This is a genomic window from Vibrio sp. 9-16B-A1 (assembly GCF_056726165.1).
This window is the reverse complement of record NZ_JBSDZD010000003.1, coordinates 206,445-230,916: the sequence shown is the minus strand read 5'-3', so window position 1 is coordinate 230,916 and position 24,472 is coordinate 206,445. Positions and strand designations below refer to the sequence as shown.

Genomic DNA, 24,472 nt, shown 5'->3' with positions numbered 1-24,472 from the left:
TGGGCCGGCCATTTTGTTCAGAGCTTAAACCGGCCAACAATATCGTTAAGCTTAGTGTTAACATCTGAAATACTCTCCGCATCACTCAGCGCTTCTTTGCCGTTCTGGTCGAGCTCCTGAACAATATCGTTAATCGCACTCATATTCCGGCTGAGCTCATGAGTAACACTACTCTGCTCTTCTGCCGCGGTTGCGATTTGCGAGCTTAAATCGCTCACATCCGTTACGTGCTGCGTCATCGAACTCAGGCTCTCAGCCACCGCGCCCATGGCGTCTGCTGTGCTCTGACAACGGTCTTTAGTGGTGTCCATTGCACGAACCACCTGCTGGTTACCTTTCAGCAGGCTGCCCAGCGCAGACTCGATTTCTTCGGTGCTCTCTTTGGTACGGGTGGCAAGCTTACGCACTTCATCAGCGACCACCGCAAAGCCGCGTCCCTGATCACCAGCCCTGGCCGCCTCAATGGCTGCATTCAGCGCCAGCAGGTTAGTCTGCTCGGCGATATCGCCGATCACATTCAGGATCTGGTTAATGCTGTCTGTCTCATCGCTCAGCTTCTGCACGCTGCCTGCAGTGCCCTGCACGTCTTCTACCAGGGCAGAAACCGAGTCCTGGGCACTGGTTACCGTCCCTCTTGAAGCTTCACTGGCAGCGTTCGCTTTCTGGGTAAGCTGAGCGGTACTTGCTGCGTCTGCCGCCATAGATTCAGCGGTCGCATTCATCTCTTCGATTGCAGTCACCACCTGCTCTGTTTCAGAAACGTGAGAATCAAGAATAGAAGAGTTGCGCGAAGAGTTGTCCTGCAAACGCATCACATTCTGCTGCAGCACTCCTGCAGCATCGTGGATCTGATTCATCATCTGCTGCAGGTTTTCAACAAAGCCGTTTACCCCTTCGGCTATCTGACCAAGATCATCATGCGAGTCCACCTTCAATCTCTGGGTCAGGTCCGCATCTCCCTGTGCCAGGTCAAGAATGGTTTTCTTGAGCTGGACAATCGGCGTATAGAGAAGCTGAATAATGAAGTAAGCTGCAACCACAGCTACCAGACAGGCAATGACACCCACCCATATTGCTTCAGACCTCGCCGCCGACAAATCAGCAAAGGCTACAGATTCATCCAGGCCCAGTACAAAATACCAGTTCTTATCACCGGCTTTGATTCGTTTTGAAAACAGAATCTTATCCACACCATCAAGCGTGTATTCCTGCAGGGCGTGATCCTGTTTCACCGCGTTATGAAGCACATCTTTAAGAGAAGCGATACTGTCCCCTTTCTCACCCACTTTCAGTGCAGGCGAAGAGCTGGCCAGAATCGAAGTATCTTCGGCAATAATCACCGCGACTGACCCCGGGATCTCCGTCGCCGCATTTGCCAGCTCGTTCAGGAAGCCGAGCTTCATATCCACCGAAACCATACCGCTCAGGGTTTTCTCAACGATACTGATCCAGTACACATCCCCTTCTGAGCCAAGATATGGGTCCGTCACCGAAGTACCGCTGGACTGACGGGCCGCCTGATACCAGCCTCTGGTCGTCACATCACCCTCATACTTATGATTCGGCCAGGTTTTGGCCTCCTGATTCCAGTAAGCATCACCGTTTTCAAACCCGACCACAGCACTGTTCAGGTTTGCCGCTGCCGCCATCAGATGGGTCATATTAATGAGCTCCTCAGGCGTTCCTACTACCTCTTTGTTTTTATAAAGAGAGGCTATCTTACCTACCGCGCCAACTTTATCTCCGACCACCAGCTCCACTTTTTTGGCTGACGATTCCACAAAACTCTCCGTACTGCTGATGATCAGGTTGGTGAGCGTTCTCGCTTCATTCTGGTACGAAATGATACCGGACACAGCTACCGATAATGCCACCAGCGTCAGAGTGGCAATTAGCAACAGGTTTTTAAATCCCAGATTTTTCATAGTTCCTATCCTTTATGCAGGATTTTTCTGATTCATCTTGAGCTTAGTTGATATTTATAAAAATTCAGGCAGGCCTTATCTAATACTTCTTGTAAGCAGTTCCTTATGTGAAGTCCCGCAATGCCACAAAAAAAGATCTCCCTGTTGCTTGACCTGTCTATAGCTTTACACTTTATGCTGCAGCCAACGTAATGAGAGACAGAGTATGTACCGTATATCTGAACTGGCGGCCCTGGTTGGGCTGTCACGCACTGCACTGCTTTACTACGAAAAGCTTGGGCTTATCTGTGGCAAACGAATGAGCAACGGTTACCGGGCCTACAGTGACTCAGACCTGCAGCGCGTGCGCCTGATTCAGCAGCTTCAGGCCGGTGGCCTGACACTGAAAGAGTGTCAGGCGTGTCTGGAAGCCAAAGTGGACAGGCGGCTATTGCAAAACCGGCTGGAAGAGCTCGACAGGGAGATAGAGCAAAAGCAGCGGTCGCGAAACCTGCTGGCCGCCCTGCTTGGTGAAGGCCTGCAGACCGAATGGCACCAGTCTCTCAGCGAAAACGCGCCAGATGCTCATCTGGACTGGCTGATTAAGCAGGGCTTTAACGAAAAAGAAGCGCTGCGGGTGAAATGGTTATCAAAAGATATGAACGAACACGACCAGTACATGGCCGACTTTATGAAGGTCTTTGAAACCCTGGACCGCTGGGGCCCGGGCAGCAGGGACGAAACTCTGAAGGCACTCTCAATGCTGCCGGAAAAACCAAAAACGATTCTGGAAATCGGCAGCGGTAAAGGGCTCTCTACCCGGGAGCTGGTTAAAAACACCAGCGCCGAAATCACAGCGGTAGACAACGAAATGTCTGCCATCGACCGGCTGAGCGAAATGCTGCAGAGTGAAGGCCTGTCTGAACGGGTCAACCCGGTCTGCGCCAGCATGACGGCGCTGCCGTTTGAGAAAGAGAGCTTCGACCTTATCTGGGCTGAAGGCTGTGTCTACATTATGGGCGTCAACAATGCACTGACCAGCTGGAAGCCGCTGCTGGAGCAGGACGGCGTTCTGGTTCTGAGCGACCTGGTGTGGCTGAGCGACCAGCCGCATCCGGAGTCGAAAGCCTTCTGGAAAAGCGACTACCCGGATATGCAGACTATCCCGACTCGCCTTGAGCAGATAAAAGCCGCCGGATATGAAGTGTTAAATCAGTTCACCATCAGCACGGATTCCTGGCGGAACTACTTTGAACCACTGCAACAGCGGGTGGATGAACTGAAACCCCGGATGCCGGGCTCAGTCGCACTGGAAAACCTGCAAACCGAACTGGATATCTACCACAACCACCTGGAAAGTGATTTTGGCTATCACTTCTTTATTCTGCGCAAAAGGCGCTGAACCAAATAACACGCAGCCGCCGGTGTATATCCCGGGGCTGCCCAAAAACGGATAAAACATGAAATACGCACTATATACACCAGGTCAGGAAGAAGAGATTCAGAACCTGTTCCTTAAAACATTCAGTGACTCAGAAGGCGCAGAGGAAGGCAAAGTTATCGCTGAGCTGGTGAAAGACTTCTTTGAGATGACAGACGAGAGCGAACTGAAAGTCTTCACCGCAATGGAAGGAGAAACGCTGGCCGGCTGCATTATCTTCACCCCGCTGCACTGCGAAGACGACACCAACGCATGGCTGCTTTCCCCGGTTGCCGTCCACACAGACTGCCAGGGCAAAGGTATCGGCCAGGCGCTGATCGACTTCGGTCTGAACACCCTGCGTGAAGCTGGTGCTACTCTGGCTGTCACCTATGGAGACATCAACTTCTACTCTAAAACCGGCTTTGAGCTGATCAGCGAAGAGCTGGTGAAGGCACCGCTCAAACTGAGCTACCCGGAAGGATGGCTGGCTCAGTCACTGACCGGTGAAGGGATCAAACCGGTAGTTGGGGAAACCCGCTGCGCCAAAGCGCTTAATAATCAGGCTTACTGGTAAACATACACATAAAAAGAGAGCCCGGTGAGGCTCTCTTTTTACTAATTGGTCGATTACCTTTTTGGGGTTACCTTACCTTTCAGCCGGACTGTCGACTCTCTTTCCAGAACCTCCAGAAATTGGTTGAACTCTTTTAACTCCGATGCTTTCACCACTCTGGCAGGGATCTCTACCCGTGTAATAACATCCACTTTAGAGGGCGAGGACTTATATACTTCCCGGATAAGGGAACCAAATCTGTGCTTCAGATCCAGCTCAGCTGCATTAGCCCAAACATCCCATACTCCATTGGTGTCATAATTATGCCGGGAAATCAGTTTTAAGCCTTTAAAGTGTTCTGCCTGAGCTTCATTCTTTAACTTAAGTTCACTCAACTCATAAGCCACCCATGAGTCAGACTCTTCATAATACAAGTCTTCGGAAACATCTATTAGTGAGTCAAAGTCAGCCTGAGATTCGATCACCAGATATTTATTCATATCTGTCAATCCATTCACCCAAAACTGTGGTTCACCATTCTCAGCCACTATATATTGATATTCCTTTGTCATAGCGCTGTTCTGATCCCGATACTTTTTGTTACTCAACCACCCACGATAATGGCTCGCGTTTGCCCCTGTATAAGACCGCCATTGATGCTCTTTTAGCCCCCCCTCATCAGTAAATTCTATATGACTGATAAAATCAGCCTGCCAGAGGTAATCACTGAATGGAATGTGAGACAAAGAAGCTGTCTTAGTCAATGGCAATGCAATTTTCCCCTGGATCCAGCGCGGAATAGTCTGCCAGTGTGACTGCATATCTGTTGGATCAAGACAATAATCTTTTCCATTCATTGAAAAACAAACAACAACGTGATTAAAAGTTCCCATTGAAGGAAGAAGAGCATTTGCAGTGCTGGTCCGGTACACTGAAACCAACCATAGGTCAGCTTTAATGCCAATCTCTCCGAGCATCCACTTCAGTAATACAGATTTATCTTTACAGTCTCCATAGCGATTACTGAGAGTCTCCCCAATAGTGTGTGGCGTATACGCATGCCCATAGTCAGACATAGAAACATATCGGATATCGCGAGCTATAAATGCCAAAATCGCTTCAATTTTGTCGTCCGTATTTCTTGCCGTTGCTATCACGTTGGCCAATACATCTTTTGCAGAGCCAAGCTGGGAAGCTCCTTTATTCATCTTGAGTGCAGCTGCATCTGCTACATTTTGCCACTCAGGCACCCCTCCAAGCTCCAGACGGCCGACATGATCTCTCCAATGAGAACTTACGTCACCTTCATACCCATCAATCTGATAGCCTTCACAGCTAAGTTTACCGGCGCCCTGCTGACACTGAACATTACCCGAACTTACTTTCCATGGCACTGGCTCACCAGCACCCCATTCAACGCTGATTTTTAGTTCATTAGTCGGATAGTTGCTTTCAAGATATCGTACATCCCACCAGTCCGCTTCCAGTTTGGTTCTATCTGTCGTGATCTCATACTCGACAACGGTAAGACCACCTGAGACGATGGCAGGAATATTCAGTAATATCTCCTTTTGCGAGCTGAATGTATTGTAGCTGTCAGTATCTACCTCTTTTAGCTTGTCCTGGGTAATGTGAACCACTTCGCCATCAGGAGAAACTGAAGCTGCTGACGTAATACGTACTTTTTGCGTATGATTGTCATAGTAAATCCAGCCAGGCCCATAATCTTCTATAGCCTTAAAGTCGGGAAAGTAAACAATCTTTGTTTTTTTGTGAGTCACATGTTTTGGCGTTACATAGTAAGTATCATGTGAACGAATTACGGTCAGCTCATTCGGTTTATTTGATTGCTTAACAAACGCCTTTGCAAATTCAATTTCAGAGTTTTGTTCAATTAGTTTAAGTTCTACAGAACGTTCCTGACCAAAAGCATAAAAGGAGCAAAAAGCGGCCAGCCAGCATAGTTGAAGCTTCCATTTATTAGTCATAGTGGTTTAAAGCCCTCTGCTGTTTTGTAATAAGTATCAGCCCATCTTTCAAAGGGCTGAGTGACAGAGTCCTGTACTAACATCAACTCAATATAACCAGTATCCGTTTCAATAAACTTATTAACTACAAGTGCGTACCTGCCATACATTTTTACCTGACAGCTAAGAGTAGCGGATACTCGGAGCGTACCCTCTACAAATGACCGGGACTCAGTGCAATCGGGAGTGGCAGTTGTGATAACAGAATCTGTTGTCGCTCTCCCATCTATCAGTTCATTCAGATCAAATTTCCTAGAGTAGGAGTAGACCGCAGCATAGCTTTCTTCCATTGGTCCGGAGAACTCGACCACAGAAGTACCGTCTGTATAACTTCCTTTGGCTGCTCTTTTCCATGTTCCGCCGGAAAACTCAAGCGTAAATGATGGCGTTTCACTTCTGTAAATACTGTTCTCTACGTAATTTTCGTGCGTGACTATATTTGTTGACACACACCCAACCGGTGCCAGCAATATCATTGCCGGTAATACCAGGAATCTTTTAACCAGGTTGTACCCATTAGTTTTTCCTACCCTGGAAACTTGAGTAGAAGCATTCTTTATCCTGCCATACCACCCTTGTATTGAAACAGTTACTTCGGCAAGTACATTAATGGGTGGGCAAGTTGAACAAGTAGTACGAAGTGTTGGAGAGTCACCATCTCCTGAAGAAGGTATATATGATGTGACGTTGAATATAGACATCTTATTTTTATTGGTGGTAAATACGAAACCATCAATTAAACCATTCACGAGGGCTATCAGTCAATCGGTTCATATGCCAAACTTAAAATATGAGACTAAGCTTACATTCAGGCAACCGGTTAGACTTAAGAAAACGCAAGACCAAACGATCCGGCTTCAGTTTAACAACTTTTGGAAAAGGCTGGTTCAATTTTGTATACCAATACCATCCCCTATCTGGTCAGCCCAACTGGTCAAAATGGCATCGGTACGCATTGCATCAATATGGCAAAATCACCAACAACTGACGGATTAATATCGTGACAACTCTCAAATCTGCCACCGTCCTCCATACCGCAATCTGAGACACTTTTTTTAATCCGCATCGCGCAATAATTTCGCCTGAGACTTTTATCAGGAGAACCCACGTGGATTCCGCCAGCCGCATTTCCCTTTCCGCCATCATTTCCGGCCATAAACGCAAAATAAGCATCACCTGGTTGATGGTGGTAGTTGAAAACCTGCTGATGGCACTGCTGCCGCTGTTTATCGGCTACTCAATAGACAGCCTGATGGCCGGGCGATTTGACGATGTGCTGGTACTGGCCGCCGTGATCACCGTGCTGGTACTGGTCGCGGTGGCGCGGCGTTTTTACGATACCCGCATCTATGGAGAAATCCGGGTCAGGATCGGGCTTCAGACGGATAACCTGCTGCGTGAGCACCCCGTCACCACACGCAATGCGCGACTGAGTATGTCCCGTGAACTGGTCGATTTTCTGGAAAACGATCTGCCTCCCCTGTTGACTGCGATTATCCAGCTGATCGTAACCGTCGTGGTGCTGGCAAGTTTCAGCAGCTGGCTCGCGGTCAGTGCCGGGGTTGCAGGCACAGTCATGCTTGCCACCTATGCGCTGTTTCATCAGTCCTTTATCAGCCTGAATGCCGCGCTCAATACCCAGATGGAGCGCCAGGTCAAAGTGCTGAGCGCACTGACCCATAACGGGCTCTTTACCCATTTGCGAAAGCTCAAATCAAGGGAAGTCAAACTCTCCGATACCGAAGCCGTGCTCTACGGACTTGTATTTCTGGTGCTGTTTGGCTTTGTTCTTACCAACCTGATGCTGACCACCCGGCTCGATACACCTAGTGCCGGTCAGCTGTTTTCTGTTGTTACTTACTCGCTGGAGTTTGTTGAAGCGGCGGTCCTGCTGCCAGTCACCCTGCAAACCCTTTCCCGGCTGAGTGAGATCAGCGAACGACTTAACCTGAGGTAATCTGATTGTGAAACGTCTGCTGCCAATTATTGCCGGACTCCTGCTGATCGCTGCAGCCATCGCTCTGGTGGTCCTCACCGGGCCGGAGCCGGTCACTGCCAAAGAGCAACCTGACACGCCCCGGCCGGTCAGCGTGGTTAAGGTCAGCGCTGCACCTTTCTCACCAACACTTACGCTGCTGGGTACGACATCACCACGCTGGCAAAGCGAACTGAAAGCCCAAAGCACGGCCGAACTGAACTGGTTATCCGAAAACACAGAACCCGGCACCCTGATACAAAAAGGTGAACTGCTGGCAAAACTGGATACCACTCAGCTCAAAGCCCAACTCACCCAGGCGGATAGTGAGCTGAAACATGCCGAACTGCAGCTTCTGCGCGAGCAACATGAACAAACCGTCGCGCTTAAAATGCTGAGCGGTAAAAAGAGCTCCGCCTACGCGCGTAAAGAGCCTCAAATCGCCGCCGCCAAAGCCGCACTGGCTCAGGCCAAAAGCACCCAGGCAAACGCTCAAAAGCAGCTGGAAGACGCGCAAATCCATGCACCATTTGATGCGGTGATCCTTAAGCGCTTAATCAGCCCGGCTCAACACATTGAACAGGGCCAGGTACTGTTTAACATCGCCTCAACTGACAGCCTGGATGTCAGCCTTCCAGTTGCCGAAAGCCAGTGGCAGAAACTCTCCAGTGCGCTTGGGAAGCCACAAATCACTGTCGAAGACCGTCAGCACCAGAGCTGGCCGGCAAGCGTTCGCTACGTCACTCCGGTCGCCCAAAACACCACCCGTCAGAGGGAGGTGGTACTGAGTGTCGCAAGACCGTATCACACCTCACCCCGCCTGCTGCCTGGCCAGCAGGTAAAAGTGCTCGTTCAGATGCCACAGGTCGAAAATACGATGCAGCTGCCGGTCAGCGCGCTGACCCGGGATGGAGAGGTTTGGTACGTGCAAAACAACCAACTGGTCAAAGAGCGTGTCCGGATACTGGAACAACACCCGGAGCACGTCTGGGTCCGGTTTGAAAATACGCAACCACAGACCCGCCAGATCGTCATATATCCACTGCTTTCAATGCAGCCTGGATTACAGGTAACGCCTGTTGAGGTGGCTCGATGAACTGGCTGACCAAATGGTTTATCGACAACCCTGTAGGGGCCAACCTGCTGATGGTAGCGATCATCGCCGCCGGTGTCCTTTCTGTTGGTCAGCTGCGGGTCGAATCATTCCCGCAAATCGCGCCAAACAGTCTGGTGATTAATGTCGCTTACCCGGGCGGAACCGCAACTCAAATCGACCAGAGTATTACCCAGCAGGTTGAAGAATCCATCAGCGGTGTATCGGGCATCAAACAGATTGTCAGTCAGTCCAGTACGGGCATGGCAAGCGTACGGGTGCGCAGAACCGCATCCGCCGATCTGGATAAACTGGTCGAGGATATCCGCAATCAGGTCAATGCAATTGAGGGCTTCCCGGTACAGGCTGAAAAGCCGCAGATCACCCGCGAGGAGTTTACCAATCTGGCAGCGTTTGTGATCGTCTCAGGGCAGCGTACAGACAGCGAACTTCAGCCCGTTGCCCGCCAGGTTGAACTGGCACTGAAAAAACACCCGAAGATCGCTAAAGTCTCTAACTGGGGCAGCCGTCAGGCACTGCTGATCATCGAACCAAATCTCAACAAACTGCAAAACCTTGGCCTGAACCTGGAGCAGGTGGCACAGGCCATCGAACAGAGCTCGCTGGAAGCGCGCAGCGGAGAGCTGAAAAGCACCACCGGACGTCTGGTGCTGCGTGGTGACGGCTATGCCGATAACCTTAAAAAACTCAGCGCGATTCCACTAATAACTACCCCACAGGGCTCAGTTCAGCTGGGTGATGTGGCGGACATTAAACGGGATTATCAGGAAGAAGGAGCGATTGTCCGCAATAACGGCGAGACGGCCATCGCACTGCTGGTCAGTACAGCCCAGCAGGATAACCTGCTGAAAGTGAGCGACGCCATCGCAGAAACCCTGGATGAGCTGCGCCCCCGCCTGCCTGAGGATATTCAGCTCTCCACCATGGCAGATATGGCCCCCTATATCAGCGACCAGCTGAGCCGCCTTGGAGATAACGCCTGGCAGGACCTGCTGATCGTACTGGTGCTGTTGGGGATCTTTCTTGAGCTTAAACTGGCATTTTGGGTCGCTCTGGGCATTCCCATCGCGCTGGCCGGAACCCTGGGCACCATGCAGGTGTTTGACTACAGCATCAATGACATCACCCTGTTCGGGTTTATCCTGGTGCTCGGGATACTGGTTGATGATGCGGTAGTCGTCGGAGAAAGCATTTATTCTCAGCGGGGCCGTGGCATCGCGCCAAAGGAAGCGGCATTTAATGGAGTAAAATCGGTATCGGTCGCAACGGTATTTGGGGTACTGACCACCATCGCGGCTTTCTCGCCGATGCTGTGGATCAACAACGAACTCGCCAAAGTGCTGGCCGGATTTTCTGCGGTGGTGATCCTGGCGCTGCTGTTCTCCCTGGTCGAGAGCAAATTTATTCTGCCCTCACACCTGACCGGAAGGGAAGCAAAGACACCGGGATTGATCAAAGCGATACAACGCCGGGCCCAGAGTGGGTTGCAGTGGTTTATCGACCGCATTTATCAGCCGGTGCTCACGTGGGCCATTGGCAATAAAACCGCCACCCTGCTCAGCTTTGGTGCCTTTATTATTCTCGCTTACGGGTTGTGGAGCACAGGAGCTATCCGCAGCGCGATCTTCCCGGAGATCCCCGGCCGCTATATCACCGCTAAGGTCGAACTCGAAGACGGAGCGCCGCTTCCTCTGCAGGAGATGGCCCTCAACCGGCTTACCGGCAGCGCAGAACATATCGCAGCTGAACATGAGCAGGACTACAGGCTTACCAAACAGCTGTTCACCAACCTGCTGGCCTACTCGGACGGCTATGGCGAAATCGAAGTGACCGCAGAGCTCAGCAATGAAGCGCTGAGCGCCCTGCCCGCCAACCTGTTGCTCGACAACTGGCGCGAGCAATCCGGAGATTTTGAAGGCGCATACTCGGTCAGATTCTCCGGCGCTGAGTCCCCCGCCGGAGGCAGCCTGCTGACCATCTCTGCTATGGACAGAGAGCTCGCCCGCAAAGCGACCCGAGCGCTGACAGACAAACTTACCGGCTTGCCCGGCGTCTCAGATGTCTACGACGATGGCAAAGGCGGCCAGAAACAAATCCGGATCAGGCTGAATGAGTTTGGGCGTCAGCTTGGGCTGAGCCAGTTCCGGATAGCCAAACTTGCCGGAGAAGCTTTTGGCCAGCGGGAGATCCACCGCATTCTTGAGCAGGGGCAGGAAACCAGGCTGATCCTGCGCTACCCGGAAAGGCTGAGACGCAGTCCGGAACAGCTGCTGACCACCCCGGTATTTCTGGAAAATGGCCAGACCGTGATACTCGGCGATGTGGCAGAGCTCAAATACGAGCGGGAACCAGAGGTACTGCACCGGCGCAACCGCGACCAGGTGGTGAACCTATACTGGAGTCAGAACCGCCGGATACAGGCGCCGGAACTGACACTCACACAACTGGAACCGGAAATCGCTCAGATCGAAGCGCAATACCCTGGGGTGACCATCCGGGCAGCGGGTGAGTTTGAAGAGATAGGCGAAGTGCAGGATGGCTTTAAACAGGCGATGCTGCTGACGCTGCTGCTTATCTACATCCTGCTGGCTGTGCCGCTCAAATCTTACTGGCAGCCGCTTATCATCATGGCGGTGATCCCGTTTGGTTTTGCCGGGGCTATCTTTGGCCACGGCATCATGGGACTGCCGGTCAGCCTGCTGTCTATGTTTGGCATGATGGCGATGACTGGCATAGTGATCAACGATTCGCTGGTACTGATAACCCGTTTTAACAGTTACTACCGTTCAGGAATGGCACTCAAAGAAGCGCTGATCACCGCAGCCACCAGCCGCTTTAGGGCAATATTCCTTACCACCATCACCACGGTGTGCGGGCTTTTGCCTTTGCTGAGCGAGAGTGCCGAGCAGGCCCAGTACCTGAAGCCGGCAGCGGTTTCACTGGTGTTTGGTGAGCTGTTTGCCACCACCATCACCCTGATACTGATCCCGGTACTGCTCGGGATCACCAGCAGACAAAAGACACAGAGGAAACAAGTGGTGACCGCACAATGATATTGCAATCCCCCGCTTCCATGGGCATGGTAGTAGCAGATGCTGACTTGCCCCTGGAGCAGGAATTAATGACCGATGGAACGCCCTACATGCTGGTGCCGGAATACGCACTGCTGAAGAATCTGCCACGCCATCAGCGTAAGCGTTTTGAAACCGCACTGGATCTGATGCACTCAGAAGACGAGTTTGGGCTGACCTGGCAGGAGATAGCAAAGCGCAGCGCTATCTCCCCGTATCATTTCCACCGTCAGTTCACCCGGGTGTTTCACGAAACGCCCGGAAGCTATCTGGGCCGGATACAATTGCAGTGGGCCGTCTCCATGCTGCTCGAATCTCCGGATATGAAGATCACCGATATCGCGCTGGAGTGCGGTTTTTCCTCGTCTCAGGCACTTGCCAAAGCCCTGAAACGGGAACTCAACCTGACCGCCAAAGCCGTCAAAACCATCGGCCTCAGTGGCACGGTTCCTGAACTCAAACAGGTGCTCGAACCCCTTGCCCACCGCGTTTCTCCGGATGAAGCGCCACTGGAGATCCAGCTGGCCGAAAACCTGCCGTGCCGGATCGAAGTGTTTGAACAGCGGGCGATCCGTATTGAAAAAGTGCCGGACGCAGGTTTTGACGAACTGTGTGACCACCTCGGCGATAAGATCTGCGACCTGGCTATGCTTACTCCTGTCAAAATGCTGGAAGAACCCTGGAATGACGAATATCACTGGCTGGGTAAGTGGTGTGAACCAGTCCCCGATTCTCCCGATCACAAAAACGTACCCGCTGGTGAATACCTGGTGTGTGAATGCTATATCGTCTCGGACATGGGCTACCTTGCCGCCCTGGAGGGAATGGAGAAACAGGGTAAAAAAATGGGCTTACTGCCGGACTGGGACGGGCTTTGTGTTGAGCAGGTTCTGGAACTGGATAACTCCATAACCGGGGGGATTGTGCTTCGGATTGAGGCACCGGTGGTTAAGGCATCAAAGAACTAAAGCCGGGAGAAAACAGTGGGTTGCAAATCAACATTCAGCCAACCCTCCCCAATAGCGCAACGAAACCCCGGCTAATTAATAAAACAACGACCATTACTAACAGCCTTGTCAGCCTGCTCCGGTTAACCTGCTCTGCATACTAAGACAGAAAAACAGGTTCAGGAGAACAGATGCAAGGTGTAATGAATACTTCCCCGGTTGGCCGCCCGACTATTTCAGGCCCGATCAGCCAGCCTCAGAGTCAGGGAAAACTTGCTGGTCTATCTGTGACCACACAGATGACTCCCGATGAGATCCGCAATCTGATGCTGCAGATGAAAGACGGACAGGCGATTGCTAATCCGGCACCACTGGCTTCGCATTCTCTCAGTGCCGCTTCAACAGAACAGAGTGCAGAGCCACGCTCAAAACTGCAAAAATTCAAAACAGCTGTGCTGACACTGAAAGATCGCATCATGCATACAGTAGTCAGTGGCAAGACAAAATCCGTACGTAACTCTGCTCAAAAACATAACGGCAGCGTAACCCAGCAGTTTTCTCAGGTTACCGGCACTGTAAAAAGTGCAATTATGAAAGACACCAACACTTCCGGCGGCTGCTGTGAAGCGCTGAGCGCACACTGGATGAAAGCGCGCTCAGAGGGCAGCAACCTGGGAGAAATGCTGTTTGAAAGTGGCGCAGCGAGTGACAAGGGTAAGCTGAAACCGGAGATGATGGGCTCCGTCGCTCAGCTTCAGACTGATGGGATGCTGGACAAGAACCAGGAAACCGTTACCGAAAACTGGCTGAGAGGCAACGGTATCGATTCTCCGTACCGTGAACTGGGTGCACTGGCGCGGGTACGCGGAACAACTACACGAGGGAAAAACGGCGCCGCTGAACTGGCAGCAAAAATCGTCGATAACGGCCCTAAATCATCACTGTTTAAAAAGATCGGTCTGACCGGCCCAGGCAACGCACACGCAGTCGCCGCTCATGTTGATGACAAAGGCGTGGCTTTCTTTGACCCTAACTTTGGTGAGTTTTCATTTACCAGTAAAGAAGACTTCACCAACTGGTTTACCCAGGACTTCTGGCCCAAATCCGGCTACGACTTCCCTAAGTTTGGCCTGTACGGCGAGTTCACCATTGTAAACATGGAGGCTAATCACTAATGAGCGCAACCTTTGACCACCTGGTAAAAAGCCTGTTTGAGAAAATCGGCGTCGATGCGCCACTTTCAGAAGACGGTATTTACAGTCTGTTGATCGACAACAAACATCAGGTCCACTTCACCCAGTACCACGATCAGTGGATGGTGCTTTACGCCGAGCTTGGCAAAACCAATCCACTGTCTGAGCTGCTTGCAAAGATTAACCTGTTTGGTGAATATTGGCCTGCTCATATCCTCTCTCAACAGGAAGATATGGCGGTACTCTGGTCACAGCAACCACTTTCCGCTCTGACCATTGCTGAGCTTGAAGCGTGGCTGGAACGCTTTACCGAAGATATGCTCAATAAGCAAATGGCACTTTCCGATGTTAACGACGAGCAACCAGCACCTTCGCTGACGCGCTCTGCGCCGCATATGATCTCGGTTTAAGTCTCTTTGAAATTAGATAGAACGGCCCTGTAGCGGGCCGTTTACCTCAACAACGATGCCATTCAAAACAGCTTCTGTCTCATAAAAAAAGCCCCGACCGGAACCGGGGCAAATTACGGCTAAAACACTTCAACCTGTCCGATTAACTCCGTGGCTTGAGATCCAGCACATGAAGCAGGCGCTCTGGTGTGCCTTCCCAGATCATTGGGCGTCCTTTCGGATTCTCTTTTGTCCACCAGCCGGTGAACCTGGTGGTGTTGTACTGGTAGAAGTTTGGCCCTGACAACACTGGCACTGTCACCTGATTTTCGGCGATGATTCGCTGAATATCATGGGCAATATCTTTCTGCTTCGTCATGTTTGCCGTCTTGTAGAAGCTGTCTAACAGAGTATCGAGCTTGTCATTTTTCCAGTGGTGCATAGCGAACCTTGGCATTCCTTCAGAAGCCTGCAACCTGGAGTGATAGCCGCTGTCCCAGTATTTATGCGGCGTTGGCCCGTGGAAGTAGTTGGTATACGCGATATCGTACTCTGCTGACTGCATTGACGAGTTGTAGATAGAAAAGTCCGGCGTTCTGGCTTTTACGTTGATCCCGACTTCCCGCAGCTGTTCGGCGGCCAGCATTACGGTGTTGTTAAAGTCAGTCCAGCCCTGAGGGGACTGGATAACCAGCTCAAATGGCTTACCATCCGGCGTTTCGAGCATACCATCACCATTGGTGTCCTTATACCCAGCCTTCTTCAGCAACGCTTTCGCATTGTCCTTTGAGTAGGTCATATACGTCTGATATTTCTTATGGACCGCTTCATCAGACCAGGCCTCAAACGCATACCCCAGCCCAGACGCAAAATCGTTAACCACCCCGTTACCGTAGTTGGCAACATCAATCAGCATCTGACGATCCAGTGCCATTGAGAACGCTCGCCGGAACTGCACATCCGTCAGGACCTGATACTTCACCTTGTCTTTGGAGTCAAAGTTGAACACAAACGCCTGAGTACCGGCAGGCGGATACCAGTAACCATGGTGTTTCGACGCTTTCATAAAGGTCTGATCAATATCCGGAATAAACGAGCCAGCCCAGTCAATCCGGGAGTCCATCAGCTCACGTAATACCTGATCATTGTGGTTCATTTGTGGCACGCGCAAACAGTCTACATCCAGGTTGTCATTATCCCAGTAATGCGGGTTGCGGCATTGCAGGAACAGCGTTGAAGTGAACTGAGGCACTTCTGTAAACGGACCGGTACCTACCGGATTCTCATTGGTAAACTCCGCCGGTGTTTTCACGTCTTTCCACTGGTGTTCAGGCACAATTGGAATTTGAACGATCTCGTAAGTACCATTGGTGTTTACTTCGTTCATATGGAAAGTCACCTGGTAGGGACCGACCTTTTCCACTGCCCTGATCTTATCGTTGATGCCGCGATCATCCAGAGCCGGGAAGGCTTTTACCAGTTCAAAGGTAAACACCACATCATCGGCATTAAACTCTTCCCCATCCGACCATTTAACCCCTTTACGCAGATCAAAGGTCACGCTCAGCAGATCTTCGCTCATTCGTGAATCCGTCGCTAAGCGATATTCAGGAATGTTCCCCTTCAGCTCATTAAAAACAACCAGAGGCTCATAGATAAAGTCCCGGGCCGTGTGCAGACGCGCCACCGCGAACGGGTTGAAATTACGGATCAGAGAAGCGTTGTGGTTGGGAATAATAGTCAGCTGAGACATGGAAGAAACATCCTGAGCCCAGGCACCCGAAGCAGAAGCCATCACCGCAGCCGCGACTGAACTGTAAAACAAAACTCTTTTCATGATTACGTCCTGTGATTGAATTTCGACCAAGGTATCGTCATATCCGTAACGTCTCAAGTCGATCAAAATCAAATAAAAACAGAAACTTAATGCAATTCGTAAAACAGGTGATAATTTGTAATTCAGACAAAGTTATTTTGTTTTACTCCACAACTGAGAAGGCGAAGTACGTCGAAAAATCGTTAAGAATGATGAAACTAAACCACTATTCGCCCTGACCGCCCCACAACAGGAAACTGTGTATTTTGCGAGCAACTTATCACCACATAACGAGTGTGCAGTCTTTCCTTGTGGTCATGCAAAGCCATAACGCATTGTTATTATCAGAATAAATATTGATAATTTCATGTAATCACCCTCCTTCCCTATACTCTCCCCACCAACACAAACAACAAACCCAATTTCAAAACCGGAGCAGATTATGAAGATGAACCACATTGGCATTATGGTGGGCGATATGACTCAGGCAGTTGAGTTTTACACCAAAGCGCTGGGCCTTAAGATTGTGATGGATAACACTAAGGTTATCGAAGAGCGTGAGACCGCCATTGGCCGTATGTGTATCGCGGTATTCGGTGAAGGCTTTAAAGGCTTTAACATTGCGCACCTGGTGACCACTGATGGCATCGGCGTTGAGCTGTTCGAGATGAAAGAACGCCAGCAGCGCCACGAAGTGGACTTCTCCCGTATTGGTATTTTCCACTTCTGTCTGCAGAGCGATGATTTTGAAGGCGTGATCGCACGCACTGAGCAGTACGGCGGTAAAGTGCGTATGGACATCATGCGCTACCACCCTGAAGACGACAGCAAACCAGCGAAAATGGTTTACCTGGAAGACCCATTCGGCAACCTGTTTGAGCTGTACTCGCACACCTATGAAGAGACTTACGCTTCAGATTACGAGTAATTGCGTGAACTCATCACCAAGGACTGGCTCAGCGCCGGTCCTTTTTTGTTTTCGGCTAAAACAGGCGCTATCCATTTACCAGCCCTACACTCTAAGTAACCATCGCAACAATTCTTTGAGGCTGACAAGCAGGAGAGAAGAATGAGCTATAAAAACATCTTAGTGGCCGTTGATTTATCAGATTCCAGCCGGGTAGTGATCAATAAAGCCGTTTCAATGGCGAAAGAATCCGGTGGCAAACTCTCGTTTGTGTATGTGGCTGTCGATAAGGTGGTGATGGCTCCCAAAGAAGAACAGGAATGCCAGCAAAAGCTGCAGGAACTCGCCGTACAATGCGACTACCCGGTCACGGATACCATGGTTGTTATCGGTGACCTTCATATCCGGCTGTCAGGGCTGGTGAAAAAGTCTGGCTTCGATCTGGTGGTCTGTGGCCACCATCATAAAGTTTCGAGCCGCCTGTTCTCTTCTGTTCCGAAAATGGTGAATGCGGTTGAGGCTGACCTGCTTGTGGTTCATCTGGCAGATGACTGAATGTATATGAGTCAGACCTCGTCTCCTGCACTGACTGAAAAAAGTCGCAGAGGTAAACGGGAACTTTGGGCCTTATATGGCGCAGTGTTTTGAAGAGTGGGATCAGGCCGGGCTGGAGCAGATGGCCGGTTCTGCCGATAAGCTGATGAAGTGGCTGGACAGCCACAGGGATATCTGAAAACTTCTCAGAGCGGGCCGAACTTCAGGTTCAGCCCGCTCAAAAGTGCTCACCCGGCGACTTCTTCCACCGGGCAAAGCAGTGCGTTAAACGATTCTCCATGCTGAGGAGCATCAGCACCAAAGAAACCAGCCACGGTCGCCCCCACATCTGACAAGCTGCTGCGCGTTCCCAAAGCGCATCCTTTCAGGCCGTGCCGGGCAACCAGCAACGGGACTTTCTCCCGGGTATGCCGGGTATGGCCAATAAAAGGATCGTTGCCGTGATCGGCCATTACGACCAGCACGTCTTCCGGATTCATCAGGCTCAGGACCTTACCCAGGCCTGCATCTGCGCGCTCCAGAACTTTCCAGTATTGCCTCGGATCCTGCTGATGCCCAGAGAGGTCGGTTTCCTGAACATTCAGGCAAAAAAAACCCTCACTGTGCTGAGTAAGATCCTGATGAAGCAGCGCGAACAGCTGATCAGTATCGACCAGGGAGCAGTAAGACACACCACCCGGATTTTGCACAATATCCGCAACTTTGCCGTACAGCCAGGTCGTGATCCCTTTCTGCTTCAGCAGGTGTGGCACCTGGGTCAGACGGTCAACGCCATAACCAAGGTGCACTACTTCAAAACCGTTTTCGTATACCCCGGTATCCGGCGTATTGGTGCCTATGAAAGCGGGCTTTCCTGACTTATCCGGGCGGACTTCCAGCGCATCTGTGATGACCTGAACACTGCCAACAAAGCCGCCAAACACAATGTTTCGCCCAACGGGATTAGCTCCGCGCACGACTGCGCCAATCTCCTGCACCTTATCGAAGCTCAGCAGGTCAAAGCTGGCGCAGAGGTTATAAACCTGACCCAGATCCGCCTCCAGGTTATCCCCTATCACCACAGCCTCTTCAGCCACCAGTGCTGCCAGGCCTTCTTTCCATATCCGCCGGTGGGAAATACCGGCTGCGGTCAGGGCCTGTTCAACCGGTTCCAGTACCTGCTGAAACGGCATCTCCAGTGGTTTTACCGGCCGGGTACCCATGATTTCCTGGTGGCCCATAAAGGTATCACCACCGTGGTGGGCAAGATGAGCCACACCCGTATTAGCCTCCGGATTTTCACACATCACGCTGGCGGTTCCCGGAACCAGGTTTATAAGCCCGAGTTTTTCGAGAACCGGCAGGCGTTTTAGGGGAAAGTGGTTAAGCAGTTTGGCGGCCGTGTTCGCCCCGAGGTCCTGAGGGCGAACCTCCGCAACATCAGGCATTTCCCCGATACCAAACCCATCCAACACCACAACGATAAACCTGGCCATGTTACACCTCATTTCCCAGCGCATCCCATATCCCGATCAGGTGTGGTTTCCCGCTCTGAATACCGGCGACAACAGCCAAATCGCTTCGGGTGACAAACACCTGGGTACGGAATGCCATGATCACCGGAGAGCCGACCGGCACCTGAGCTGTCAGCTTCAGGTGATAATCAATACTGGCCAGGTCTTCATTAAAAACCTCACACACTGCACCGACTCCTGCACCGGGCCAAACCAGCGCATGGGTTGCGTGGCCCCTGCGATAATACCCTCCGCCATAACAATAACTGCTGCCATTGTGATGGTGAGAGACTTCACTGAGATAGAGCAGCGCAATCTGTTCCGGCTGGGCCGCCGGATACTGATGAAGTGGCGTGGTGCCCGTCAGGGCGTGTCCTGGCTCTGCGTGTGTGGCGCCAAGCTCCGCCAGTACCGGCATAGACGCGGCGCAGCTGAGCGACGGAAGATTCAGCTGGGTCAGCTCTATATCCAGGTTCCGGCACCGTCTGGCAGCCTCACCCAGAGTAGCGGCGTTTGGGGTCGGCTCTGTTCTTTCACCTTCAGCCAAAAGGCAGGGAAAGTGAGTCAGCCCGGCGATGTTCAGCCCGGGTAACCGCCTGATTTCATCCACTACGAGTTCCAGCTCATTCAATGGAAAACCAGTCTCCTGGTTGATATAGAGCATGTCTGACGGAGCCAGAAACTTAAGCAGGACATCCTGTACCCGCCCGGCTTTTTGCGCGGCTTCTGAAAGTGAACGGGCTTTATCCAGGCTGACCACCGTCACCACGTCCGGCTTAATTTCCGTCATCAACTGCCCGAGCATCGCTTCCGGCGGCTGCACCAGATGCCCAACGTGGGCGATTTTTACACCATGGCGGGCAAACAGCCTGGCCTCTTTAAAATCGACACAAACAATACCTTCATAGCCCAGCTCTTCAACCAGCAGCTTTGCAAGATAAGGGTTGCGGCCAACCTGCTTGGTCATGCCATACAGCGCGATCCCGTATTTATCCGCCTCAGCTTTGATCGCCTTTGCGTTTGCCACGAAAGCATCGAGGTCTAATACATAGCTGTCCGGCAACACCTTACCCTGCGCGTGCAAAGCCAACGCAGCGTCAATCAGGGCAGGATTGTGCTTTTGTAATGCGTTTACAAACATATCGACATCTCAACAGAAAGCGGTGTCAGCCCTTACAGGGGGAGCAGAGCTGACACCAGGGAAGGTTAAACTGCAAACAGTCCAAAAACGTACAGCAGGTTTAGCGCGATACCGGTCAGGATGGCGGCTACCGCCGGTGCGGCAATCTTGAGAACCGGGCGGCCCATCACTTCGTTGAGGAAGTAGAACATGGCGAAGATGGTGAAACCGGTTGTGGAGCCCATTTTCATCACCGCCAGTACGCCACCGATCAGAAGCGCAAACTCCATCAGGGTGTTCATCGAGTTACGGATATTGTCAGACGCATTACGGATAGACGGGAACTGCTCCAGTACGCGGCCAACACTGCGCAGCAGCATTACTTCCACACAGATAGTGACGGCACCGAGAGCTGCGGCAACAGCAACGTTAGGAGAGAGGTAACCCACCACAAAGACGAACGTCATACCAACGACCCCGTATACCCCTGTGGCCAGAGCCGTGGTTGCGATCAGCGGAATAAAGCCCAGACCACGCATAAACTCAGACAAGGCAACCTGCTTCATAGCGGCATCATGTTCTGCAGGATCAGTTATCTTGTACGCGTCTGCCAGTGAGTAGATGGACACTTCCGAGCCGGCAAAGATTCCTGCATTAGAGACAGCGGCAATCAATGCCCCGGTGAGCGCAAGAAACGGCAGGTGCTTCACGATACGTTTGGTTCGCTCGTCAAAAATACTGTGCATGCCGGACATATCCGGAGGGGCGATGCCATTTTTCCGGTCACTGAGGTCTTTACGAACGGCGGTAAGAATAAGCATCAGCATACCAATAAAGATCTGAATCGACTCCGGGTAGATACCGGTATACTTCATCACCAGCAGACGCGAAAGCAGCACAACTACTGCAGCGACTGCACCGGCTCTCCAGCCAAACTGGTAAAAAATAGCCAGCAGAGGGAACAGCGCAAACGCAGACATAACCGGTGTACCCAACTCGCCCAGAGCGCCCAGCGCATCGATTGGCAGGCCGGTCAGCACGGTGTTGACGGCTGTCAGCGAAGTCACCACCAGGATCCCCCAGACAGCGCCACCCGCCGCGGCGAGCAGACGGCTGCCTACAAGTACACCGATAATGTCAGTCGGCAGAAACAGCAGCCAGGGATTGAGCAACCCGGTGGAAAGGGTAAACGAAATACCCACGGATGCTACAAAGCCGATAGAAAGGCCAAAAGCGACCGAACCGGCATCACGGCGGGTCATGTTACCCTCAAACAGCTGAGGCAGGATCGGGCGGATCCCGTCATGGAACACGGCCGCACTCATGTTAGCGATCAGGGCGGTGGTTGCACACAGCAGCGCCACCAGGCCTAAGTTCATGATGTCCATAATTATTCCTTACGCACTGAGCAGTGACTGAGTCAACATGGGGACAGCATGTTCGACATGCTCAACCGACAAACCAAACGCGACTCTTCCCTCTTCAACAAAGCGGGTGACTTCATCCTGCTTCGCCCGGATAGAAGGTTTGGCAATGGTGCAGCTCTTATCAAAGCCGATGATGGCAATTGCGATGGAGAGTGCTGCTCCCGCGCCTGTATTGCAGCAGCCTATGTAGTAATCCAGCTGCCCGGCTTTTACCTTCATGGCGGCGTCCATGTCATTAAGAATGTGCAGCTCAAACTGACCCGGGGCAGTTTGTTCAATCTGCTCTTTAATTTGCTCACGCTGGAGGCCAGCGATACCGATCCTTTTCATAACCGTGCCTATTTAAATAATGTGTAGGGGTTGTGCTTCATCATGATGTCTGTTTCTTTCTCACTTATGCCCGCTTCGTGGAGCCGGGGAAGAAACTCAGTCACCAGGTATCCAAATCCGGGTCCGCCGTTTTCTTTTAAGTGAGAGCGACGGGTGATATCCATTGAGAGCATCACCCGCTCAAGAAGGCCGCGCTGGGACAAAGCCGTCAGCATGGCGATCCGTTGTTCGTCAGGGAAATAGCTGTTCTTGCCAATAGTGTCGAACTGCACATAACAGCCCTGATCTATCAGCCACAAAATGTTGTCCAGATTGTCTTTGAGATCGCAATGACCAATGGTGACACGCTCAAGATCCACCTGATGACGGCGGAAAAATGCAATCTGCTCCCGTCCCATGGTGCTCATCGACTGATGAGTGGAGATCGGGCGTCCGGTTTCACGGTGTGCGATCACCGCCGCTTCAAAGACTTTCTGCTCCAGAGGGGAAAACCGGTCCTCGCTGCTGCCGACTTCACCAATCACACTGGCTTTTAACCGGCTTCCCTCTATGCCCTCTTCCAGCTCACTGACCATGCGCGCCGCCAGCTGGGCTGCGCTCTCTGCCTCCACTTCCGGCGGGAAGAAACCCTCGATGTAGTAACCGGTCGAAAGCAGGACATTGATCCCGGTCTGATCCATTAAATCTTCAATAAAATGAGGATTTCTCCCCATAAAAGAGTTGGTCACCTCTATGATGTTCGACACCCCAAGGGCAACCAGCTCACGCATTTCACCGGCAATCAGTTCGAACTGATCCAATCGCGCGTCGATATCCTGTTTCTGCGCAGATAAATCAATGTACAGATGCTCATGGCAATAAGTGTAACCACTGCTGTCAATCAACATGGCTGTGCCTCTTGCTGTGTCGCGCAATGAAGAGAAAACAGATTGCTGATCAGAAAACTGGTCTCCGCGTGACTGGCTTTACTGATGCCATACAGGGCCAACAGCTCACTGTTGAGTGCTGACAGCAGACCATACTGCTCATCCTCAATGATCTCCTGCCAGATCTCCTCATCCAGACCAGCTTCAATCTGCTGATCATCCAGTATGCGATCGGCAGCACGGGCCATGTGCGTCACCAGCATCTGATACTGCTGACACTCCTCTTCCGCGCCAAAATGTTCGGCAAGCAACGGTAATGCGTTCAGCGTCGCCCGGTAACTCTGCCCGCTGATCACATTGCTCTGCATCAGTAATAACAGTCTCTGTTCCATCTCTCTTCCACCTAATAGCTTGGGGAAATTTCTCCGTTAATCACCGCCTGCTGGTGCTGACGAAGCGTCTCTATATTCAATAATTTGCGAAGCAGTACCCGTATGTGCGGGCTGTCATTATTCACCAGCATGACCGCTTCTGAAGCCTGCTGACACTGTGCAAATTCATCCAGTGATTTCTCCTCCAGCTTCAGACCATGCATATCGGTTGCCTCTGTCAGCCAGACCACAGCATCAATCACTTTGCTCTGCAAAAGACTGATGCCCTCGCTGTAGCTGATTTCCACCAGCTCAATATCCTTTCCGGCGAACGCCAGCTCGGTCAGCACTTTCTGGTCAGGAGAGTCAAAGTCGACCCCGACCCGCCTGATCTGCTCATATTCACCCTGGCGGAAAATCAGCCGGTGTGGATTGGAGTATGAACAGGGCCCCAAATCCAGCGCGGTTACCAGCCCATCCGAATACTCTTTGGCAGCCAGGCGGGACATAATGGCCACATCATAGGTGCCGGATTTCAGGCACTCTGCCCGCACATTCGCCCCCCGCATGTGAGCAAAAAACACCGGCAGCTCTTTCATCTGCACTTTAATCCCGCTGGCAAGCCCCTCATAGTGCCGGGTGTAAGGCAGCGGCATAGCGCACACCACATGGGCAATACCTGCCAGCTGTACCAGCCGTGGCTCGTTCAGCGCTTCAATAATGGTGCCGTTTCTGCCCTGACGGCGTAACCGCACCGCTTCATTTTCTTCGATCGTGGTCAGCGCCTTTTGCACAAAACCGATCGACACCCCAAACTCCAACGACAATGCGTCTATGGTTTTTACCCTGTCACCCACTTTGGCTGACAGGAGATACCTGGCAACGCTGATAACGGCAGAGCCTTCGCGACTAATGTATTGCATAGAATTTTATATCTTCATTATTTTGAAGATATATTAATCAGTCATAAGTGATTTATAAATAACCAGAA

General features: G+C 51.6%; 21 protein-coding genes. 10 read left to right on the top strand and 11 right to left on the bottom strand.

The window, feature by feature from the left end; all coding sequences use genetic code 11:
* Positions 1–17: 17 nt before the first annotated feature.
* Positions 18–1,925, bottom strand: coding sequence for a methyl-accepting chemotaxis protein (locus ACVB80_RS07080; protein WP_481080578.1), 1,908 nt, complete (start codon positions 1,923–1,925; stop codon positions 18–20).
* Between the two features lie 205 nt (positions 1,926–2,130).
* Here ACVB80_RS07080 and ACVB80_RS07075 point away from each other — a divergent pair, with 205 nt between their 5' ends.
* Together ACVB80_RS07075 and ACVB80_RS07070 are read left to right on the top strand one after the other, a co-directional pair.
* Positions 2,131–3,306, top strand: coding sequence for a MerR family transcriptional regulator (locus tag ACVB80_RS07075; protein WP_481080577.1), 1,176 nt, complete (start codon positions 2,131–2,133; stop codon positions 3,304–3,306).
* 58 nt (positions 3,307–3,364) lie between these two features.
* Positions 3,365–3,901, top strand: a complete 537-nt coding sequence (locus tag ACVB80_RS07070; RefSeq protein WP_481080576.1) for a GNAT family N-acetyltransferase — start codon at positions 3,365–3,367, stop codon at positions 3,899–3,901.
* A 53-nt stretch (positions 3,902–3,954) separates the two neighbouring features.
* Here the strand turns inward: ACVB80_RS07070 and ACVB80_RS07065 are convergent, their stop codons facing one another.
* Together ACVB80_RS07065 and ACVB80_RS07060 are read right to left on the bottom strand one after the other, a co-directional pair.
* Positions 3,955–5,868 carry a DUF3857 domain-containing transglutaminase family protein gene (locus tag ACVB80_RS07065; RefSeq protein ID WP_481080575.1) on the bottom strand — a complete coding sequence of 638 codons (1,914 nt, stop codon included), beginning with the start codon at positions 5,866–5,868 and terminating at the stop codon, positions 3,955–3,957.
* A complete protein-coding gene (locus ACVB80_RS07060) occupies positions 5,865–6,656 on the bottom strand; it encodes a hypothetical protein (protein ID WP_481080574.1) in 792 nt (263 codons plus the stop codon). The genes ACVB80_RS07065 and ACVB80_RS07060 overlap by 4 nt, the downstream gene beginning before the upstream one ends.
* A gap of 359 nt (positions 6,657–7,015) precedes the next feature.
* Here ACVB80_RS07060 and ACVB80_RS07055 point away from each other — a divergent pair, with 359 nt between their 5' ends.
* The 6 genes from ACVB80_RS07055 to ACVB80_RS07030 all read left to right on the top strand — a co-directional run bounded on the left by ACVB80_RS07055 (position 7,016) and on the right by ACVB80_RS07030 (position 14,617).
* Positions 7,016–7,864 carry an ABC transporter six-transmembrane domain-containing protein gene (locus ACVB80_RS07055; protein WP_481080573.1) on the top strand — a complete coding sequence of 283 codons (849 nt, stop codon included), beginning with the start codon at positions 7,016–7,018 and terminating at the stop codon, positions 7,862–7,864.
* A gap of 7 nt (positions 7,865–7,871) precedes the next feature.
* Positions 7,872–8,978 (top strand): efflux RND transporter periplasmic adaptor subunit, encoded by a 1,107-nt coding sequence (locus ACVB80_RS07050; RefSeq protein ID WP_481080572.1) that lies wholly within the window; start codon positions 7,872–7,874, stop codon positions 8,976–8,978.
* Entirely contained in the window at positions 8,975–12,049 is a 3,075-nt protein-coding gene (locus tag ACVB80_RS07045) for an efflux RND transporter permease subunit (protein ID WP_481080571.1), read from the top strand. Before ACVB80_RS07050 ends, ACVB80_RS07045 begins: the two co-directional genes overlap by 4 nt.
* Positions 12,046–13,035 (top strand): helix-turn-helix domain-containing protein, encoded by a 990-nt coding sequence (locus ACVB80_RS07040; protein ID WP_481080570.1) that lies wholly within the window; start codon positions 12,046–12,048, stop codon positions 13,033–13,035. The genes ACVB80_RS07045 and ACVB80_RS07040 overlap by 4 nt, the downstream gene beginning before the upstream one ends.
* 170 nt (positions 13,036–13,205) lie before the next feature.
* Complete coding sequence (locus ACVB80_RS07035; protein WP_481080569.1) at positions 13,206–14,189, top strand: YopT-type cysteine protease domain-containing protein; 984 nt, start codon at positions 13,206–13,208, stop codon at positions 14,187–14,189.
* Positions 14,189–14,617, top strand: a complete 429-nt coding sequence (locus tag ACVB80_RS07030; protein WP_481080568.1) for a CesT family type III secretion system chaperone — start codon at positions 14,189–14,191, stop codon at positions 14,615–14,617. The genes ACVB80_RS07035 and ACVB80_RS07030 overlap by 1 nt, the downstream gene beginning before the upstream one ends.
* A 142-nt stretch (positions 14,618–14,759) precedes the next feature.
* Here ACVB80_RS07030 and ACVB80_RS07025 read toward each other — a convergent pair whose 3' ends face one another.
* On the bottom strand, positions 14,760–16,433 hold the full coding sequence (locus ACVB80_RS07025) for an ABC transporter substrate-binding protein (protein ID WP_481080567.1): 1,674 nt from the start codon (positions 16,431–16,433) through the stop codon (positions 14,760–14,762).
* Positions 16,434–16,854: 421 nt separating this feature from the next.
* Here ACVB80_RS07025 and ACVB80_RS07020 point away from each other — a divergent pair, with 421 nt between their 5' ends.
* Positions 16,855–17,340: a VOC family protein gene (locus ACVB80_RS07020; protein ID WP_481080566.1), complete on the top strand. Its 486-nt coding sequence runs from the start codon at positions 16,855–16,857 to the stop codon at positions 17,338–17,340.
* Positions 17,341–17,481: 141 nt separating this feature from the next.
* Positions 17,482–17,874, top strand: coding sequence for a universal stress protein (locus ACVB80_RS07015; RefSeq protein WP_481080565.1), 393 nt, complete (start codon positions 17,482–17,484; stop codon positions 17,872–17,874).
* 227 nt (positions 17,875–18,101) lie between these two features.
* On the opposite strand, the gene ACVB80_RS07010 is transcribed toward ACVB80_RS07015, so the two are convergent.
* From ACVB80_RS07010 to yhfZ, 7 genes are all read right to left on the bottom strand, one after another.
* The gene (locus ACVB80_RS07010) at positions 18,102–19,349 is read right to left on the bottom strand and encodes a phosphopentomutase (RefSeq protein ID WP_481080564.1); all 1,248 of its coding nucleotides are present in this window, start codon (positions 19,347–19,349) and stop codon (positions 18,102–18,104) included.
* Between the two features lies 1 nt (position 19,350).
* The gene (locus tag ACVB80_RS07005; RefSeq protein WP_481080563.1) at positions 19,351–20,508 is read right to left on the bottom strand and encodes a YhfX family PLP-dependent enzyme; all 1,158 of its coding nucleotides are present in this window, start codon (positions 20,506–20,508) and stop codon (positions 19,351–19,353) included.
* Positions 20,509–20,573: 65 nt separating this feature from the next.
* Complete coding sequence (locus tag ACVB80_RS07000; RefSeq protein WP_481080562.1) at positions 20,574–21,875, bottom strand: YhfT family protein; 1,302 nt, start codon at positions 21,873–21,875, stop codon at positions 20,574–20,576.
* A 9-nt stretch (positions 21,876–21,884) separates the two neighbouring features.
* A complete protein-coding gene (locus ACVB80_RS06995; protein WP_481080561.1) occupies positions 21,885–22,244 on the bottom strand; it encodes a DUF2620 domain-containing protein in 360 nt (119 codons plus the stop codon).
* An 8-nt stretch (positions 22,245–22,252) separates the two neighbouring features.
* Positions 22,253–23,131, bottom strand: coding sequence for a phosphotriesterase family protein (locus tag ACVB80_RS06990; RefSeq protein WP_481080560.1), 879 nt, complete (start codon positions 23,129–23,131; stop codon positions 22,253–22,255).
* The gene (locus ACVB80_RS06985; protein WP_481080559.1) at positions 23,125–23,502 is read right to left on the bottom strand and encodes a hypothetical protein; all 378 of its coding nucleotides are present in this window, start codon (positions 23,500–23,502) and stop codon (positions 23,125–23,127) included. The genes ACVB80_RS06990 and ACVB80_RS06985 overlap by 7 nt, the downstream gene beginning before the upstream one ends.
* Before the next feature lie 11 nt (positions 23,503–23,513).
* Entirely contained in the window at positions 23,514–24,404 is an 891-nt protein-coding gene (yhfZ, locus tag ACVB80_RS06980; protein WP_481080558.1) for a GntR family transcriptional regulator YhfZ, read from the bottom strand.
* Positions 24,405–24,472: the final 68 nt, after the last annotated feature.

Excerpts from the sequence above, each read along its gene's own strand:
- ACVB80_RS07080 (WP_481080578.1), bottom strand. The coding sequence starts at position 1,925 with ATGAAAAATCTGGGATTTAAAAACCTGTTGCTAATTGCCACTCTGACG.
- ACVB80_RS07075 (WP_481080577.1), top strand. The coding sequence starts at position 2,131 with ATGTACCGTATATCTGAACTGGCGGCCCTGGTTGGGCTGTCACGCACT.
- ACVB80_RS07070 (WP_481080576.1), top strand. The coding sequence starts at position 3,365 with ATGAAATACGCACTATATACACCAGGTCAGGAAGAAGAGATTCAGAAC.
- ACVB80_RS07065 (WP_481080575.1), bottom strand. The coding sequence starts at position 5,868 with ATGACTAATAAATGGAAGCTTCAACTATGCTGGCTGGCCGCTTTTTGC.
- ACVB80_RS07045 (WP_481080571.1), top strand. The coding sequence starts at position 8,975 with ATGAACTGGCTGACCAAATGGTTTATCGACAACCCTGTAGGGGCCAAC.
- ACVB80_RS07040 (WP_481080570.1), top strand. The coding sequence starts at position 12,046 with ATGATATTGCAATCCCCCGCTTCCATGGGCATGGTAGTAGCAGATGCT.
- ACVB80_RS07035 (WP_481080569.1), top strand. The coding sequence starts at position 13,206 with ATGCAAGGTGTAATGAATACTTCCCCGGTTGGCCGCCCGACTATTTCA.
- ACVB80_RS07030 (WP_481080568.1), top strand. The coding sequence starts at position 14,189 with ATGAGCGCAACCTTTGACCACCTGGTAAAAAGCCTGTTTGAGAAAATC.
- ACVB80_RS07025 (WP_481080567.1), bottom strand. The coding sequence starts at position 16,433 with ATGAAAAGAGTTTTGTTTTACAGTTCAGTCGCGGCTGCGGTGATGGCT.
- ACVB80_RS07020 (WP_481080566.1), top strand. The coding sequence starts at position 16,855 with ATGAAGATGAACCACATTGGCATTATGGTGGGCGATATGACTCAGGCA.
- ACVB80_RS07015 (WP_481080565.1), top strand. The coding sequence starts at position 17,482 with ATGAGCTATAAAAACATCTTAGTGGCCGTTGATTTATCAGATTCCAGC.
- ACVB80_RS07010 (WP_481080564.1), bottom strand. The coding sequence starts at position 19,349 with ATGGCCAGGTTTATCGTTGTGGTGTTGGATGGGTTTGGTATCGGGGAA.
- ACVB80_RS07005 (WP_481080563.1), bottom strand. The coding sequence starts at position 20,508 with ATGTTTGTAAACGCATTACAAAAGCACAATCCTGCCCTGATTGACGCT.
- ACVB80_RS07000 (WP_481080562.1), bottom strand. The coding sequence starts at position 21,875 with ATGGACATCATGAACTTAGGCCTGGTGGCGCTGCTGTGTGCAACCACC.
- ACVB80_RS06995 (WP_481080561.1), bottom strand. The coding sequence starts at position 22,244 with ATGAAAAGGATCGGTATCGCTGGCCTCCAGCGTGAGCAAATTAAAGAG.
- ACVB80_RS06990 (WP_481080560.1), bottom strand. The coding sequence starts at position 23,131 with ATGTTGATTGACAGCAGTGGTTACACTTATTGCCATGAGCATCTGTAC.
- ACVB80_RS06985 (WP_481080559.1), bottom strand. The coding sequence starts at position 23,502 with ATGGAACAGAGACTGTTATTACTGATGCAGAGCAATGTGATCAGCGGG.
- yhfZ (WP_481080558.1), bottom strand. The coding sequence starts at position 24,404 with ATGCAATACATTAGTCGCGAAGGCTCTGCCGTTATCAGCGTTGCCAGG.